We start from the raw sequence: 14,486 nt of genomic DNA, 5'->3' as shown, positions 1-14,486 counted from the left end.
TTCCTGAGACTATCATCTAACCCATCCCGCATACAATGACAAACAAGAAAGCCCGGCCCTGCACTGCATTCCCGGCCTAGCCGATCGCCAGCGCGGCAACCAGGGACGCGACGTCGGGCTCGGCTTCCAACGCCATGAAGCGCGCCACCAGGCGCCCGGCCTGGGCGCGTGGCATGCGCGCCGCGTCGGTACAGGCGAAGGCCTTGGCCCGGTATTCCTCCGGGCTCATCGGGTTCTTCGGGTCGCCCTTGGCGAAGCGGACCAGTTTCTCGTGGGTCTTGCCGGCGCGGGTGCGCAGCTCCAGCCGCACGAAGCCGGGGCCGCCGTCCGGACGCACCAGGCCCTTGTCTTCCACCGTCGTCATGCGCGCCGCCAGGGCGCGCAGGTCGGCGCGTTTCAGCGCCGCTTCCGAGAAGTGGCGCAAGCCGACCTCGCGGTCCTGGATTGCGGCCGCCACCATCCAGGGATTGCTGAACTGGGCCTCGACGATGCTGCGGGGGTTGCGCTTCTTCTCGATCGGGGCGCCCAGCAGCATCATTTCGGCCGGCGGGCTATAGATGGTGACCGAGGCGACATCGTCCGGGCGGATGTCGTGTGCCTTGACCAGCTCCAGCGCGCCGTCGATCGCCACGTGCCCGCCGCGGCAGGACGGATAGGGCTTGGGTGCGATGTCCACGCCCAGGAACCGGGTGCCGAGGCCGCCCAGCAGGGCCTCCTGGTCGAACTTGCCGCCGTGGTACTGGCGGAACAGGCCCTTGACGCCCCCCAGCACGCGGTCCGAGCCGAGCACGCCATGCCGGGCCAGGCGCGCCGACAGGATGCCGCCATAGGCGGCGAAGCCGGAGCCGAGGCGCTTGGCATGGGTGCCATCGACGCTGGCCTGGGCATTGCCGGAGAGCTGGTGGTAGGCCAGGCCGACCGCGGAGACCGCCTGTTCGCGCGTCAATCCCATCAGGCGCGCCGCCACCATCGAGGACGCCAGGAAGCCGTACATCGGGGTCGGGTCCCAGCCCACGATGAAGGGCGAGATGCCGGGCGAGCCGGCGCGCGACAGCCGGCAGGCGGCGTCGGTGCCGGCGGCGACCGCGGCGATCAGCTCCTTGCCGTCCACCTTGCGGCCGCCGGCCGCGGCCTGCTCGGCCAGCGCCAGCGCCACCGGCACGATGGTGCAGGAAGCGTGCAGCAGCGAGGGCTCGTAGGTGTCGTCGAACTCGAGGGCGGCGGCCATCGCCGCGTTCAGGCGCGCCGCCTTTTCGGCCGGCAGGCGGGTGCGGGTGCCGAGGACCAGGCTTTCGCCCTTGCCGCCGGTCTCGCGGCTCCAGGCATGCAGCTGGCGGATGCCGTCGGCGTCGAGCGCCGGCAGCGCCACCGCCACCGTGTCCAGGATCTGGATCCGGGTGGCGGCCACCACCTCCGGCGGCAGCGCCTCGTAGCGGGTATTCAGGCAGTGGTCGACCAGGGCATAGACCGCGTCCGGTGCAGCGGCTGCGGGGCCCGGCTCGAGGAAGGCCCAGGCCGGCGTCGTGGCCCAGCTTGATGCCAGCAAGGCCGACAACCCGACAAATTTCCTGCGGCTCGTTTCCATCATCGTCTCCTTGTTATGGTTTGTGGAAGCGGCGCTTCAGTCCCTGGCCTTGCGGTCGCGCAGCAGCATCCAGACCAGCCCGGCCCAGGAAGTCGCGAAGGCCACCAGGTCGTAGTTGCGGATCGGGCGGAAGGTGGTATAGAACAGGCCGGTCGAGCCGATATAGGCGGCCGCCGTCAGGAACAGGCAGGCGACGACGGCGATCCATTTGGTGTTGTTCATCAGTGCACCTCGCTGGCGATGGAATTGGAACGGGACTGGAGGGGTTCGGCGATGCGTCCGCCGGCGATCGGGCGGTAGGCGCGGGCGCCGTCCCACAGCCACAGCGGCTCGAGCTTCGGTCGCAGCACCGCCGCCATCCAGCCGCTGTAGGCCAGCAGCAGCACGCCGTTCAGGAACAGTTCCTGCGGGCCGGTGAAGAGCTGGCGCGGGGTGGCCACGATGAAGGTGTTGAGCCAGAAGATGTTCACGGTCGCCGGGAATTCCAGGATCAGGCCGAGCAGCGTGAAGCGGTTGCTCAGGATCAGGGCGCCGGTGATGATCTCCAGGTACTTGATCATCTGGTAGAGATAGATGTTGGCATTGGCCTGCACCCATTCGCCACCGACGCCGGGAATCTCGGGGACGTAGCCGGTGGCGGCGTAGCGGATACCGGAAAACAGCAGGTGGGCGCCGAAATACAGGCGCAGCCAGTGGATGATGTAATACCAGGGCGATTGCTTGGACATGTGCGTTTCTCTTTTCAGGTCGATGGGCCGGGCCGGTAGCCCGGTGCTGCACTTGCAAACATCTGCTTCAGAAACGCCAGGTCAGGCCGGCCGTCACGGCGTCGACCGACTCTCCTGCCCTCGGGCGCGGGCTCTGGAACACCGGGTAGCGCGCCGCGCCCTCTTGCGACAGGTGGGTGACGGCCGCCATCAGCATCAGGCGGCGGCTGACGTCGTAGGTGTAGGCGACGCCGTAGTTCTTCGCATCGCTGTTGGCCGCGCCGCTGGAGTACAGGCCATAGGTCATGCGCACGGTGCCGCGCGCCGACACCGGGATCGCCACCCCGAACAGCCTGGCGGTCTCGCTGTTGTCGTTGAGGATGCCGCCGCCGGCGCGCCGGGTCGGGTCGGTCGACTCGCGCCGGATATAGCTGAAATACGGATGGACCGGCCCGGCCTGGTACTTGGCGCCGAAGGCGATCTCGGAGTTCGACTCGGTCGCCGGCAGCGCGCCGGCGCCGGAAATGGCGCCCGCCTTCACGTACAGCAGTCCCACCTGGAGGGGACCGGCGACGTAGTCGATCCCTGCTTCCAGCAGTTTCGCCTGGGTGGCCACGCCTTCGTTCGGGCTGTACGAGAGCCGGCCCTGCACGCCACGGATGCGCGGCGAGGTATAGCCGATGGTGTTCTCGGTGCGCCCGGTCGGGTTGATCAGGAATCCGGTCGGCGCACCGGTGCCGGAGGCCACGCCGGGCGCCGGCGAGCCGAGGGTGGTCACCACGCCCCAGGCATCCATCGCCGGCAGCAGCATCGGGTCATAGGTCGGGAAGAAATCGTAGGTCGGGCCCTGCTGGCGGCCCAGGCGCAGCGAGCCGAACGCGCGGTGTTCCAGCTCGACGTAGGCCTGGCGGCTGAACACGCGGCTGGGGTTGCCGTTGGTGGAACTCGAGGTGCCGGTATCCAGGTTGACGCCGGCCTCGAGGCGGGCGTTGACGTTCCAGCCATCGCCCAGGCTTTCGCTGGCCAGGAAGCCGAGGCGCGAGCCCGATCCGCCGGCGTGCATCGCGGTCTTCGACTCGCCCGAGGTACGGTAGCGGGCCAGCGCGATGTCGGCCACGCCGTAGATCTTCAGGCTGCTGCCTGGCGCCGGCGGCGCGGCGGGGGCTCCCTGGGCGAATGTCGCGGCGCTCGCGCACAGGGCGGTCATGCCGGCTACTAACTTCTTCATGCTGTCTCCAATCTGGTGGTGGGCAGGACCTTGCGGTGGTCCTGCTGCTGCGCGGCCCCTCTGGCGTGGGCTCGATGCGCAACGGTGCTGATCAATCGAACAAGTCCGCGTACGGGGCGCGGATATCAAGGCTTGGGTTCCTTCTCTTTATACCATCCAGAGTCTTGGCTCTGGAAGTTCCGTTCTAGAATTCTCTATCCGGACGGAAGCCTGTGCAACGCGAAAGCCTGCATCACTGCTATACGCTTTTTGCATTGGTCGCGCGGACGCCGGGCGCCTTGAGCATGTCGAGCGCCACGTCCACGATCATGTCTTCTTGGCCGCCGACCATGCGGCGCTTGCCCAGCTCCACCAGGATGTCGAAGGCCGGGATGCCGTATTTCGCCGATGCCGCCTCGGCGTGGCGCAGGAAGCTCGAATACACGCCGGCGTAACCCAGGGCCAGGGTCTCGCGGTCGACCCGCACCGGGCGCTCCTGCAGCGGGCGCACGATATCCTCGGCCGCGTCGATCAGCAGCTTGACGTCGCAGCCGTGCGCCAGGCCCATGCGGTCGGCGGCGGCGATGAACACTTCGAGCGGCGCGTTGCCCGCGCCGGCGCCCATGCCGGTCAGGCTGGCGTCGATCCGGTCGCAGCCGTGTTCCAGCGCGACCAATGAATTGGCCACGCCCAGGCCCAGGTTGTGGTGGGCATGCATGCCGGTTTGAGTCTCGGGCTTGAGCACGTCCTTGAAGGCCTTGAAGCGCGCGGCGATGTCGTACATGTTCATGGCGCCGCCTGAATCGACCACGTACACGCACTCGGCGCCGTAGCTTTCCATCAGCTTGGCCTGCTGGGCCAGGCCTTCCGGCGTGTTCATGTGGCTCATCATCAGGAAGCCCACCGTGTCCATGCCCAGCTCGCGGGCATACTCGATGTGCTGGCGCGACACGTCCGCTTCGGTGCAATGGGTGGCCACGCGCACGATGCGTGCGCCGGCATCAAAGGCGTTCTTCAGGTCGTGGATGGTGCCGATGCCCGGCAGCAGCAGGGTCGCCACCTTCGCGTGGTTGACGGCGCCGGCCACCGCCTCGATCCATTCGAGGTCGCTGTGCGCGCCGAAGCCGTAGTTGAAGCTGGAGCCGCGCAGGCCGTCGCCGTGCGCCACCTCGATCGAATCGACCCTGGCAGCATCGAGGGCGCGCGCGATGCGCACCACGTCCTCGAGCGAATACTGGTGGCGCACCGCGTGCATGCCGTCACGCAGGGTAACGTCCGAAACATAGATCTTCTTGTCGTGATTGAACATGTGCTCTCCGTGCGCGCTTATGCCGCCAGCGTGGCCGACGTGCCGGCGGCGATGCGCTCGGCCGTCGCCATCGCGGCGCTGGTCATGATGTCGAGGTTGCCGGCATAGGCCGGCAGGTAGTGGGCGGCGCCTTCGACCTCGAGGAAGATCGATACCTTCAGGCCGGCCTGGCGGCCGATGCCTGGTACGTTCGGCGCATTGTCCGGGCCGAGGCGCTCGAACTGCACTTCCTGCTTGAGGCGGTAGCCCGGCACATAGGAAGCGACGTCGGCCGCCATCGCGCGCACCGAGGCGCGGATCGCGTCCTGGTCGGCATCGAGCGCCGCCAGGCAGTACACGGTGTCGCGCATGATCAGCGGCGGCTCGGCCGGGTTCATGATGATGATCGCCTTGCCCTGGCGCGCGCCGCCGACCTCGACGATCGCGCGCGAGGTGGTTTCGGTGAATTCGTCGATGTTGGCGCGCGTGCCCGGTCCCGCCGACTTGCTGGCGATCGAGGCGACGATCTCGGCGTAGTACACCGGGGCCACCCGCGACACCGCCGCCACCATCGGGATCGTGGCCTGGCCGCCGCAGGTGACCATGTTGACGTTCGGCGCATCGACGTGATCGGCGCCGTTCACCACCGGGATGCAATAGGGGCCGATCGCCGCCGGGGTCAGGTCGACCATGCGCAGCGAAGGACGCAGGCCGCGCAGGAAGGCATCGTTCCTCACGTGGGCCGAGGCCGAGGTGGCGTCGAACACGATGTCGATCTCGCCGAACACCGGCAGCCGCGCCAGGCCTTCCACGCCCTCGTGGGTCACGGCCACGCCCATGCGGGCGGCGCGCGCCAGGCCGTCCGAGGCCGGATCGATGCCGACCATGGCGCCCATCTCGATGTGTTTCCCGTGACGCAGGATCTTGATCATCAGGTCGGTGCCGATGTTGCCGGGGCCGATGATGGCGACCCGTTTCTTCTGTTGTGTCATGCTCGCTTCCTTTGTCAATGTCCGAAAACCGCGCGCACCTCGCCCAGGCCGCCGATGTGGGCGACGAAGTGGTCGCCCGGCGCCACCGCCGCCATCGGGCCCAGCGCCCCGGTCAGCAGCACCTCGCCGGCACGCAGCGGGGTACCGACGCGCACCATCATGTCGGCCAGCCAGACCGCCGCGTTGAGCGGGTTGGCCAGGCAGGCAGCGCCACTGCCGCTCGACACGGATTCGCCGCGCCGTTCCATCGTCATCGCGCAGTTCACCAGGTCGAGCTGGCCCAGTTTCACCGGGCGCGAGCCGAGCACGAACAGGCTGGACGAGGCGTTGTCGGCCACCGTGTCGAGCAGCTTGATGTTCCAGTTCTCGATGCGGCTGCCCACCACCTCGATTGCCGGCAAGGCGTAGGCGGTGGCGGAGACCAGGTCGGCGAAGGTATGCCGTTCGAACGTGAGGTCGCGCTCCAGCACCAGGGCGATCTCGGCTTCGACCTTCGGCTGCAGGGTGCGCGAAAGCGGAATCTCCTCGCCGTCGCCGAAGGCCATGTCGGCGAACAGCACACCGAAGTCGGGCGAGTCGACGCCGAGCTGCTTCTGAACGGCGGCCGAAGTCAGGCCGATCTTGCGGCCGACCACGCGCGCGCCGGACGCGATGCGGCGCTGCGCGTTGTACTGCTGGATGGCGTAGGCGCAGGCCACCGGGTCGACCTCGCCGGCGGCCTCCAGGATGCGCTCGCGCAGCGGTGCGCAGGGAATGCTTTGTTCTTCCGCCGCCCGGAGCAGGGCCGCGATCTCGCTGATCTGTTGCTGGTTCATGGTGTGCTCTCTTGAGGTAGATGGGCTGGCGTCAGCCGAGCCCGAATTCAGCGCGGATCGCCGCGTCGTGCTCGCCGAGGACCGGCGCCGGCCGCGTGGTCGGCCCGCGGGCGCCGTCGATGGTCACCGGGCGGTGGATGGCCACCATGGGGCCGTGCTCCGGGTGGGCGCTCTCATAGAAGGTGCCGGCCTGGCGCACCTGCGGGTCATCCATCACTTCCGGGATCGTGTTCACGGGCGAGAACGGGACGTCGCTGGCGCCCAGCCGCTCGCACCATTGTTCGCGCGTACGGGTGCGGAAAGTCCGGCTCACCTCCGCGTTCAGCGCGCCGTAGTTGCGGGTGCGCAGCTCCGGAGCGAGGAAGCGGCTGTCCTCCAGCAGGTCGGGGCGCTCGATGACGGCAACGAAGGCCTGCCAGAATTTCTCCACCGAGGACAGGTGCACCGCTACCAGGCGCCCATCGGCGCAGGGGAAGGCGTGCGATTGCGAAATCGCGACCCGGGTCTGCGGTCCGGGCACCGTGCCCAGGCGCGTGTACTGGGCGAAGCCTTCCGGCGAAAAGGCGATCGAGGCCTCCAGCATGTTGACTTCGACCCGCGCCCCCTGCCCGCTGCGCTGGCGCGCAATGAGCGCGCCGAGGATGCCGTAGCTGGCGTACATGCCGGTGACGTTGTCGGAGATGGTCGGGCCGCTCATGGCCGGCTGCTCCGGATCGAGCATCTGGCTCGCCAGGCCGGACAGTCCGAGCGCCACCGCGTCGTAGCAGGGCCGGTCGCGGTAGGGCCCATCGGTGCCGAAGCCCGTGATCGAGCACCAGACCAGGCCCGGGTTGATCTCCGCCAGCGCGGCCTCGGTCAGGCCGAGGCGCGCCATGACGCCCGGGCGGTAGTTCTCGAGCAGGACGTCGGCGCGCGCCAGCAGCATCAGGAGGTCGGCCTTGCCCGCCTCGGTCTGCAGGTCGAGCTGGATGCTCTCCTTGTTGCGGTTGTACGAGGCAAAGTGCGGGCTGTACAGCTTGCCCGCATGGCGGCGAAACGGGTCGCCGCCGTTCGGGTGCTCGACCTTGATGACGCGCGCGCCGAGGTCGGCCAGCATCATGCCGGCCAGGGGCGCGGTCAGGACCGTGCCCAGTTCGATGACCAGGATGCCATCCAAAGCGTGGTTCATAGTGGCTCCCGGTGTCAGGCGTAATGTTTCAGGATCTGGCGCGCGAGCGTGGTGCGCAGCACCTCGGTCGGGCCCTCGGTGATGCGGTAGCTGCGCAGGTCGCGCCAGAAGCGCTCGATCGGCGTGTCTTCGGTCAGCCCCATGCCGCCGTGCAGCTGCATGCAGTCGTCGATGATGCGCCAGGCCGCCTCCACGCCGAAAGTCTTGATCATGAAGGTTTCCATGCGCGCTTCCAGGCCGGCATCGGTCTTGCGCGCCGCGTCGTACACCAGCAGGCGGGTGCAATACAGCTCGGTGAAGCCGTCGGCGATCATCCACTGCACGCCCTGGCGCTCGGCCAGTACCGCACCGAAGGTCTTGCGCTGGTGCGCATATTCCGCCGTCAGCGCCAGGCAGCGCTCGGCCGCGCCGCAGGCGTGCGCGCCCTGGCGCACCCGGCCGTAATTGATGTAGCCCTGGGCCAGCGCGAAGCCGCGTCCCTCCTCGCCCACCAGGTTCTCGAACGGAATCAGGGCATCCTCGAAGCTGATCTCGCTCGGGGCGTCGCCCATCATGGTCTTTTCCGAACTGGCCAGCTTCACGCCCGGCGTGTCGAGGTCGACGATGAAGCAGGAGATGCCGCCGCGCGCGCCCTTCTCCGGGTCGGTGACCGCCATCACGATGGCGAAGTCGGCCACCGCGGCGCGCGTGATATAGCGCTTGACGCCGTTCAGGCGCCAGCCGTTGTCGACACGCACGGCGCGGGTGCGCATCATCGACGGGTCGGAACCGGCATCGGGTTCGGTCTGGGCGAAGCAGGAGCGCTTGCTGCCGTCCAGCACCGGGTGGAGGTAGCGCGCGCGCTGGGCTTCGTCCAGGCCGAGCAGGATCGGGCCGACCATCGGGCCGAAGATGCCGTGGTCGCGCACCCAGGAAGCGGCGGTGCTGCGCCCGACCTCTTCCCAGAACACGGCCAGCGCCAGCAGCGGCAAGCCTTGGCCGCCGAATTCCTCGGGCACGTCCATCAGCCAGAAGCCGGCCTGTCGTGCGCGCTGGCGCAGGGCGTCCGCCTGTTCCGGCGGCAGCATGCCGTTGGCGCCGACGGCGTGTTCGAGGGGGATCAGTTCGCGGTCGACAAAGCGCCGGATCGAGTCGCGGAACTGCAGCAGTTCCTCGGGAAGCGAGTCATAAGGGGTCAAATCGAGCATAGTGGGAATCTGGGCGGGATGATTGAGGAGGAGCGGCAGGATGCCTCAGACGGCGTCCTGGCCCGGCTGGCTGGGCAGCGCTTCGGCGTCGTGCAGCGAACGCCATTCCTTGGTCGGCTGCCCTGCTTCGACCAGCTCGAGCTCGCGGAAGAACAGCTTGCGCAGGGTGACGATGCCGAGGTCCGAGCGGCCCAGGATCTCGTCCTCGCGCGCCGTGATGCGCGCCTGGCCGCGGATCGACAGGTAATCCTGGGCCGCGGTCAGGCCGACGAAGATGTCATCCGGGTTGTTCCACTCGCGCGAGGAGAACAGCTCGTCATGGTGCTCGGCCGGATCGTACTTGCCGTACTTGGCGAAGTAATCCGTGAAGCGCTGGCGCGCTTCCTCGCTGGCGCCCGGGGCCTGGCCGTAGATCATGAAGCGCGTGGTGTTCATCTCGTCGTTCGGGATCATCCACACGAACACGTCGATCCACGGGTCGTCCGGGGTCAGGCCGGGCACCGTGACGTGGTTATTGTTCGGGAAGGTCCAGTCGCTCACGCGCACATTGGTCTCGGAGCGCCTGGCGGTCTGGCGGATTCCCGCCGTGGTCTCTTCATAGGACAGTTCGGGAATCGCGCCGGTCACCGCCTTGCCGAACGGGCCGACGGTGAGCGCCATGTGCACGAAGCTCACGTGGACCGCATCGAGCGAGTTCTCAACCTGTTGGAACCAGTTGTTGTCCCAGCGTTCGCGGCCATTGGCGACCAGGGTGCCTTCGCGCTCCAGGCGCAGCTTGCGCGGCAGGTCGAATGCCGGCGCCTCGCCCTCGCCCATGTAGGCGAACACCAGTCCCATGTACTCGCGCACCGGATAGGCCGGGATCTGCGTGCGCGGCATGCCGGTATTGGCTTCGGCCGGGCGCTTGACGCAGGCGCCCTTGCCGTCGAACTGCCAGCCGTGATAGATGCAGCGGATCTCTTCGCCCACCACCCAGCCGGTATGCAGCAGCGTGCGGCGGTGCGCGCAGCGTCCGCCCACCAGGTGCAGGGCCCCGCTCTCGCCGCGGTACAGGGTCAGTTCCTCGCCCATGATCACGAGCGGGATGGCGGCGCCGGCCGCTACGTCCTCGGCCAGCGCGACCGGCTGCCAGAACTTGCGCAGCAGGCGGCCCATCGGCTTGCAGCGGCTGCACTCGGTGAGTTGCTTGAATTGTCGGGCGCGCTCTTCGCGCCGCTGGTCCTGGATGGTGTCCATGTGGGTCTCCATGATGTTGTCAGTGTCGTTCGATCGGCTCGCCGAGCAACTCGGTGAGGAGCTCCTGCTCCTCGCCGTAGCGCGTCACGCGGGTGGCGCGCGCGTAATCCCTGATGTCGCGCGGGTCGTGCTTGCCGGGGGTCCAGGTCGGGTACTTGTGGCGCAGGCCGGCATCGACCGCCATGTCGGATCCGGTCATGCAGGACGATTCGTCCGAGGCCAGGAACACGGTGGCCCAGGCCAGGTCGGCCGCGCGCGGGAAGCGCCGCAGCGGCAGCTGGTCCAGGTATTCCTGGCGCGAATAGAAGCCGCGCCGCGCGGGCTGCACCCAGTCGGGGTCGAACATCTCGTCGCGCATGGTGGACCACAGCTGGTGTTCCATCGAACAGGGCGTGACGGTGTTCACCCGGATGCCGTGGTGGGCCAGGTCCATGGCCGCCGAGCGGGCGAAGTTCAGCAGCGCCGCCTTGGCCGCGCAGTAGGAAGCGCCGTCCGCCTCGCCGAAGTGGGCGGCGGTCGACATCACGTGGATGATGCTGCCCTCGGCGCCGCAGGCGAGCATGGCGCGGGCGCCGTGGCGGGTGGCGTGCAGGCCGGCGGTGGCGAAGCTGGCGACCGAATCGTTCCAGTCGTCGAGCTGCATGTTCAGTACGTCGTCCCAGTGGACGCGGCCCGCCATGTTCACCACGATGTCGAGGCGGCCGTAGCGTTCGACGGTGGCGGCGACGGCGCGCGCCACGTCGGCGTCGTCGCGGGCGTCGCAGGTCATGCCGATGGCTTCCCAGCCGCGTCCGCGGATGAAATCGGCCGCGGCGGCCGCCGCCTCTTCCCTGATGTCGGTGACGCACACGCTGGCCCCTTCGCGGGCCAGGAAGTGGGCGATGGTGCCGCCGATGTTCGGGCCAGCGCCGAACACGATGGCGACTTTGTTCTTCAATCTGTCCATGTTTTTACTTGTCTCCAGGTTGCGAGACCGGCGTGTCCCGGCGGTCAACGTAGAGCATTGTTAGCCCTGCGCCGTGGCGATACAAGGCGAATACCTTCAAGGCTACTATGCGCAAAACGCATGGGTCGATGGGAAGGCGCCGGCGCTGCCGGGGTGAAAGGTCGCCGAAATTTCTTGAATTTTGGTTCTAGAACGATATAATCATTCGCATGCTCCCCGCCCTGCCGTGGGCGCCGGCCACATCATCCACAACGAGACAGCGAGACATTCATGCACACCCCCACTTCAGCAAGGCAGATCGATGGCGCCCGCTTCCGCGCGGTGCTCGGCAGCTATCCGACCGGCGTCGCCATCGTCACCTGCATCGACGAACATGGCCTGCCGGCCGGCATGGTGATCGGCACCTTCACCTCGGTGTCGCTCGACCCGCCGCTGATCGGCTACCTGCCGATGAAGACCTCGCGCACTTTCGCGCGCATGGGCGGCTCGCCCAGCTTCTGCGTGAACATCCTGGCCGCCGACCAGGAATCGGTCTGCCAGCACTTCGCGTCTGCGGCCGAGGACAAGTTCGCCGGCCTGGCCTGGCACCCCAGCCCAGCCGGCAATCCCGTGCTGGACGGCGTGGTGGCCTGGATCGACTGCGACTACGCGAGCGTGACCGAGGTCGGCGACCATTACATCGTGCTGGGCGGCGTTCTGGACATGGCGCTGGAGCGGGACACGTCGCCGCTGCTGTTCTTCCAGCGCGGCTACGGACGCTTCACGCCGGGCCCATTGGTGGCCGCGGCCGAGCGCGAAACCATCGAGGCGGTGCAGCTGGCCGAGATCGGCCGCGACGAGATGGAGGCCGTGGCGGTCGAGCTGGAAGCGGAATGCAGCCTGGTGGCCGCGGTCGGCGGGGACGTGGTCTACGTGGCGACCGAGAACCGCTCGCCGGACTTCCGCCTGCGCAGCCGGCTCGGCTTGCGGGTGCCGTGCGCCCCGCCGCTCGGCCCCCTGTTCGTCGGCGGCCCGGGTGCGCCCGGCGATGCCGAGTGGATCGGGCGCCTGGGCCGCGCCGACCAGGACACCATCGATGCGTCGCTGGCGCAGCTCGAGCGGGTGCGCACGCGCGGCTGGTCGATCGCGCTGCAGGGACCGGACGAAGGAGAGAACCTGGAAGAGATGGTGGCGCTGTATTCGGACCGGCATCGCACGCCGGGACAGGAGCGGCGCCTGCTCGAGGCGGCCAAGGAGCGCGCCGGCCTGCACGAGCCGGCCGACCTGCCGGACGACGGGCGCTATGACCTGCGCCACCTGTCGGTGCCGGTACGCGACGGCGCCGGGCGGGTCGTGCTGGTGCTGCGCCTCAGCGCCCTGCCGCCCGGCGCCAGCCTGCTCCAGGTGCGGCAATGGCTGGCGCGCCTGCAGCAGTCGGCGGCGCGCCTGGAGCACACCATCACGGCGCGCCGCGCCCGCTCCCCGGCGCCGCGGCTGCGCGCCTGAGCCGGCGCATCACGCCGCGGGCGTGCGCTGTACACTATGAGCTTGACGTAATACCAACCAGGATGGCCGAGCCAGTATGGAGATTTCCCAGATCCGCCACTTCGTGCGCATCGCCGAGACCGGCAGCTATATCAAGGCGGCCGACCTGCTCGATATCGGCCAGTCGACGCTGAGCCGCCAGGTGCGCGCCCTCGAGGTCGAGCTGCGCGCCAGCCTGTTCTACCGCCATGGACGGGGCGTGCTGCTGACCGAGGCCGGCAAGAAGTTCCTCGAGTATGCGCGCGGGGTGCTGCACCTGATGGACGCGGCCGCGCTTGCGGTACGCGACTCGGAGTCGGCCTTTTCGGGCCAGCTGGTGATCGGCATGACGCCGAGCATCGGGCGCGCCTGCATCCCGTCGGTGCTGCCGACACTGGTGTCGCTGTACCCGCGCGCGGCGATCAGCGTCGTCGAGGGCTTGTCCGGCGCCTTGTACGACGCGGTGCTCCTGGGCCAGCTCGACTTCGCCCTGCTCTACAACCCGGCGGCTTCGCCGAATATCAAGATCACGCCGATCGTGTCGGAACCGCTGTACCTGATCGGCGCCGTACCGGTCGGCGAGGACCCGGAAAGCGTCAGCCTGGCGGCCGTGGCCGAACTGCCGCTGATCCTCCCGCATGGGAACCACTCGATCCGGGTTGCCGTCGAATCCGCCGCCGCGCGCCTGGGCCTCGGGGTGAACCTCAGGCTGCAGGTCGATTCGACCTACTCCACCATGGAACTGGTGGCCCAGGGCATGGGCCACTCGATCATGCCGCGCCTGGTGGGCCGCGGCGCCGGCCTGCCCGCGCTGTCCTGGCAGAAGATCGAGCAACCGGCACTGGAAACCACCTTGTGCATGGTGCTGCCGGCCCAGCAGCCCAGCAATCCCCTGGTCGCTGCCGCCGCCGAGGAAGTGCGCGCCCGCCTGACGCAACTGCTGGGCTAGCCCCCAGCGCCGTCCAGGAACAGGGCCGCGACGGTCTGGCGCAGCCAGCGGTTCGACACATCGGCATGATAGCGCTCGTGCCAGTGCTGTTTGACCTGGAAGCGGGGCAGTTCGACCGGCACGGGCAGCGCGCGCACCGCTTCGCTCGCCGCCACCTCGGCGGCATAGCGAAAGGGGACGATCGCCAGCAGCTCGGTCTGCGCCACGATGCGCGCCACGCCCAGGAAACTGGGCAGCCTGAGCGCGAACTTGCGCTCGATCCCCTCCACCGCCAGAACCTTGTCGACGATGGCATGCCCCGTCCCTGAGGTCAGCACCCGGATGTGCGATTCCTTGCGCAAGGCCTCCAGGCCGAGCGTCTCCCCCACCCGCGGGTGGCCGGCCGCAGCCAGGCACACGAAGTGCTGGTCGAACAGAACCTGCTGGTAGAAGCCCGCCTCCAGATGCGGCATGAAGCCGACCGCCAGGTCGACGCTGCCGTCGGCCAGCTCGGCCGGGCTGTCCGGCGAGATCTTCGAGATCGCCACGCGGATGCCGGGGCCGACCTCGCGCAGGTGGTTCAGCAGCCGGGGCAACAGCACGATCTCGCTGATGTCGGTCATGCAGATCTTGAATTCGCGTTCGCTGGCGGACGGGTCGAACGCCGGCTGGTCGGCCAGCGCGTGCTGCAGCGCCTGCAGCGAGAGGCGCACGTCGGCGATCGCGTTCTGCGCGCGCGGGGTCGGCAGCATGCCCTTGGCCGTCCGGCTGAACAGGCGGTCGTTGAAGTGTTCGCGCAAGCGGGCCAGCCCGACGCTCACGGTCGATTGGGGCAGGCCGAGGTTGGCGGCCGCCCGGGTCACGTTGCCGGTCTTGTAGATCTCGTCGAAGATCGACAGCAGTTCCAGGTCGAAGCCCATCCCA

At 68.5% G+C, this 14,486-nt stretch carries 14 protein-coding genes; 2 read left to right on the top strand and 12 right to left on the bottom strand.

All coding sequences use genetic code 11. From position 1 onward, the window contains the following. Positions 1–76: 76 nt before the first annotated feature. The 11 genes from ACSQ25_RS08975 to ACSQ25_RS08925 all read right to left on the bottom strand — a co-directional run bounded on the left by ACSQ25_RS08975 (position 77) and on the right by ACSQ25_RS08925 (position 11,131). Positions 77–1,588 (bottom strand): MmgE/PrpD family protein, encoded by a 1,512-nt coding sequence (locus ACSQ25_RS08975; protein WP_436105343.1) that lies wholly within the window; start codon positions 1,586–1,588, stop codon positions 77–79. A 33-nt stretch (positions 1,589–1,621) separates the two neighbouring features. Then, positions 1,622–1,807 carry a hypothetical protein gene (locus ACSQ25_RS08970; protein WP_436105342.1) on the bottom strand — a complete coding sequence of 62 codons (186 nt, stop codon included), beginning with the start codon at positions 1,805–1,807 and terminating at the stop codon, positions 1,622–1,624. After that, the gene (locus tag ACSQ25_RS08965; RefSeq protein WP_436105341.1) at positions 1,807–2,313 is read right to left on the bottom strand and encodes a hypothetical protein; all 507 of its coding nucleotides are present in this window, start codon (positions 2,311–2,313) and stop codon (positions 1,807–1,809) included. Before ACSQ25_RS08965 ends, ACSQ25_RS08970 begins: the two co-directional genes overlap by 1 nt. A gap of 67 nt (positions 2,314–2,380) precedes the next feature. Next, complete coding sequence (locus ACSQ25_RS08960; protein ID WP_436105340.1) at positions 2,381–3,520, bottom strand: porin; 1,140 nt, start codon at positions 3,518–3,520, stop codon at positions 2,381–2,383. A gap of 238 nt (positions 3,521–3,758) precedes the next feature. Further along, the gene (gene dmpG / locus ACSQ25_RS08955; protein WP_436105339.1) at positions 3,759–4,808 is read right to left on the bottom strand and encodes a 4-hydroxy-2-oxovalerate aldolase; all 1,050 of its coding nucleotides are present in this window, start codon (positions 4,806–4,808) and stop codon (positions 3,759–3,761) included. Positions 4,809–4,825: 17 nt separating this feature from the next. Next, positions 4,826–5,779, bottom strand: coding sequence for an acetaldehyde dehydrogenase (acetylating) (locus tag ACSQ25_RS08950; RefSeq protein ID WP_436105338.1), 954 nt, complete (start codon positions 5,777–5,779; stop codon positions 4,826–4,828). A gap of 14 nt (positions 5,780–5,793) precedes the next feature. Then, complete coding sequence (gene mhpD, locus ACSQ25_RS08945; RefSeq protein ID WP_436105337.1) at positions 5,794–6,594, bottom strand: 2-keto-4-pentenoate hydratase; 801 nt, start codon at positions 6,592–6,594, stop codon at positions 5,794–5,796. 31 nt (positions 6,595–6,625) lie between these two features. Then, positions 6,626–7,762, bottom strand: coding sequence for a CaiB/BaiF CoA transferase family protein (locus ACSQ25_RS08940; RefSeq protein WP_436105336.1), 1,137 nt, complete (start codon positions 7,760–7,762; stop codon positions 6,626–6,628). 14 nt (positions 7,763–7,776) lie between these two features. Continuing rightward, a complete protein-coding gene (locus ACSQ25_RS08935; protein WP_436105335.1) occupies positions 7,777–8,949 on the bottom strand; it encodes an acyl-CoA dehydrogenase family protein in 1,173 nt (390 codons plus the stop codon). 45 nt (positions 8,950–8,994) lie between these two features. Continuing rightward, positions 8,995–10,185 carry a Rieske 2Fe-2S domain-containing protein gene (locus ACSQ25_RS08930; RefSeq protein WP_436105334.1) on the bottom strand — a complete coding sequence of 397 codons (1,191 nt, stop codon included), beginning with the start codon at positions 10,183–10,185 and terminating at the stop codon, positions 8,995–8,997. 19 nt (positions 10,186–10,204) lie between these two features. Continuing rightward, on the bottom strand, positions 10,205–11,131 hold the full coding sequence (locus tag ACSQ25_RS08925) for an SDR family NAD(P)-dependent oxidoreductase (protein WP_436105333.1): 927 nt from the start codon (positions 11,129–11,131) through the stop codon (positions 10,205–10,207). A gap of 270 nt (positions 11,132–11,401) precedes the next feature. On the opposite strand from ACSQ25_RS08925, the gene ACSQ25_RS08920 reads away from it, so the two are divergent. Both ACSQ25_RS08920 and ACSQ25_RS08915 read left to right on the top strand, forming a co-directional pair. Further along, positions 11,402–12,616: a flavin reductase gene (locus tag ACSQ25_RS08920; RefSeq protein ID WP_436105332.1), complete on the top strand. Its 1,215-nt coding sequence runs from the start codon at positions 11,402–11,404 to the stop codon at positions 12,614–12,616. Positions 12,617–12,692: 76 nt separating this feature from the next. Continuing rightward, positions 12,693–13,583: a LysR family transcriptional regulator gene (locus tag ACSQ25_RS08915; RefSeq protein ID WP_436105331.1), complete on the top strand. Its 891-nt coding sequence runs from the start codon at positions 12,693–12,695 to the stop codon at positions 13,581–13,583. Here the strand turns inward: ACSQ25_RS08915 and ACSQ25_RS08910 are convergent. Beyond that, positions 13,580–14,482 carry a LysR family transcriptional regulator gene (locus ACSQ25_RS08910; protein ID WP_436105330.1) on the bottom strand — a complete coding sequence of 301 codons (903 nt, stop codon included), beginning with the start codon at positions 14,480–14,482 and terminating at the stop codon, positions 13,580–13,582. The genes ACSQ25_RS08915 and ACSQ25_RS08910 overlap by 4 nt on opposite strands. Positions 14,483–14,486: the final 4 nt, after the last annotated feature.

Source organism: Massilia sp. LjRoot122 (assembly GCF_964252725.1).
GTDB lineage: Bacteria > Pseudomonadota > Gammaproteobacteria > Burkholderiales > Burkholderiaceae_D > Telluria.
The sequence above is the reverse complement of the archived record's forward strand: the minus strand, read 5'-3'. Positions and strand labels throughout refer to the sequence as shown.

Coding starts and splice junctions, on each gene's coding strand:
- ACSQ25_RS08975 (WP_436105343.1), bottom strand. CDS start 1,588: ATGATGGAAACGAGCCGCAGGAAATTTGTCGGGTTGTCGGCCTTGCTG.
- ACSQ25_RS08970 (WP_436105342.1), bottom strand. CDS start 1,807: ATGAACAACACCAAATGGATCGCCGTCGTCGCCTGCCTGTTCCTGACG.
- ACSQ25_RS08965 (WP_436105341.1), bottom strand. CDS start 2,313: ATGTCCAAGCAATCGCCCTGGTATTACATCATCCACTGGCTGCGCCTG.
- ACSQ25_RS08960 (WP_436105340.1), bottom strand. CDS start 3,520: ATGAAGAAGTTAGTAGCCGGCATGACCGCCCTGTGCGCGAGCGCCGCG.
- dmpG (WP_436105339.1), bottom strand. CDS start 4,808: ATGTTCAATCACGACAAGAAGATCTATGTTTCGGACGTTACCCTGCGT.
- ACSQ25_RS08950 (WP_436105338.1), bottom strand. CDS start 5,779: ATGACACAACAGAAGAAACGGGTCGCCATCATCGGCCCCGGCAACATC.
- mhpD (WP_436105337.1), bottom strand. CDS start 6,594: ATGAACCAGCAACAGATCAGCGAGATCGCGGCCCTGCTCCGGGCGGCG.
- ACSQ25_RS08940 (WP_436105336.1), bottom strand. CDS start 7,762: ATGAACCACGCTTTGGATGGCATCCTGGTCATCGAACTGGGCACGGTC.
- ACSQ25_RS08935 (WP_436105335.1), bottom strand. CDS start 8,949: ATGCTCGATTTGACCCCTTATGACTCGCTTCCCGAGGAACTGCTGCAG.
- ACSQ25_RS08930 (WP_436105334.1), bottom strand. CDS start 10,185: ATGGACACCATCCAGGACCAGCGGCGCGAAGAGCGCGCCCGACAATTC.
- ACSQ25_RS08925 (WP_436105333.1), bottom strand. CDS start 11,131: ATGGACAGATTGAAGAACAAAGTCGCCATCGTGTTCGGCGCTGGCCCG.
- ACSQ25_RS08920 (WP_436105332.1), top strand. CDS start 11,402: ATGCACACCCCCACTTCAGCAAGGCAGATCGATGGCGCCCGCTTCCGC.
- ACSQ25_RS08915 (WP_436105331.1), top strand. CDS start 12,693: ATGGAGATTTCCCAGATCCGCCACTTCGTGCGCATCGCCGAGACCGGC.
- ACSQ25_RS08910 (WP_436105330.1), bottom strand. CDS start 14,482: ATGGGCTTCGACCTGGAACTGCTGTCGATCTTCGACGAGATCTACAAG.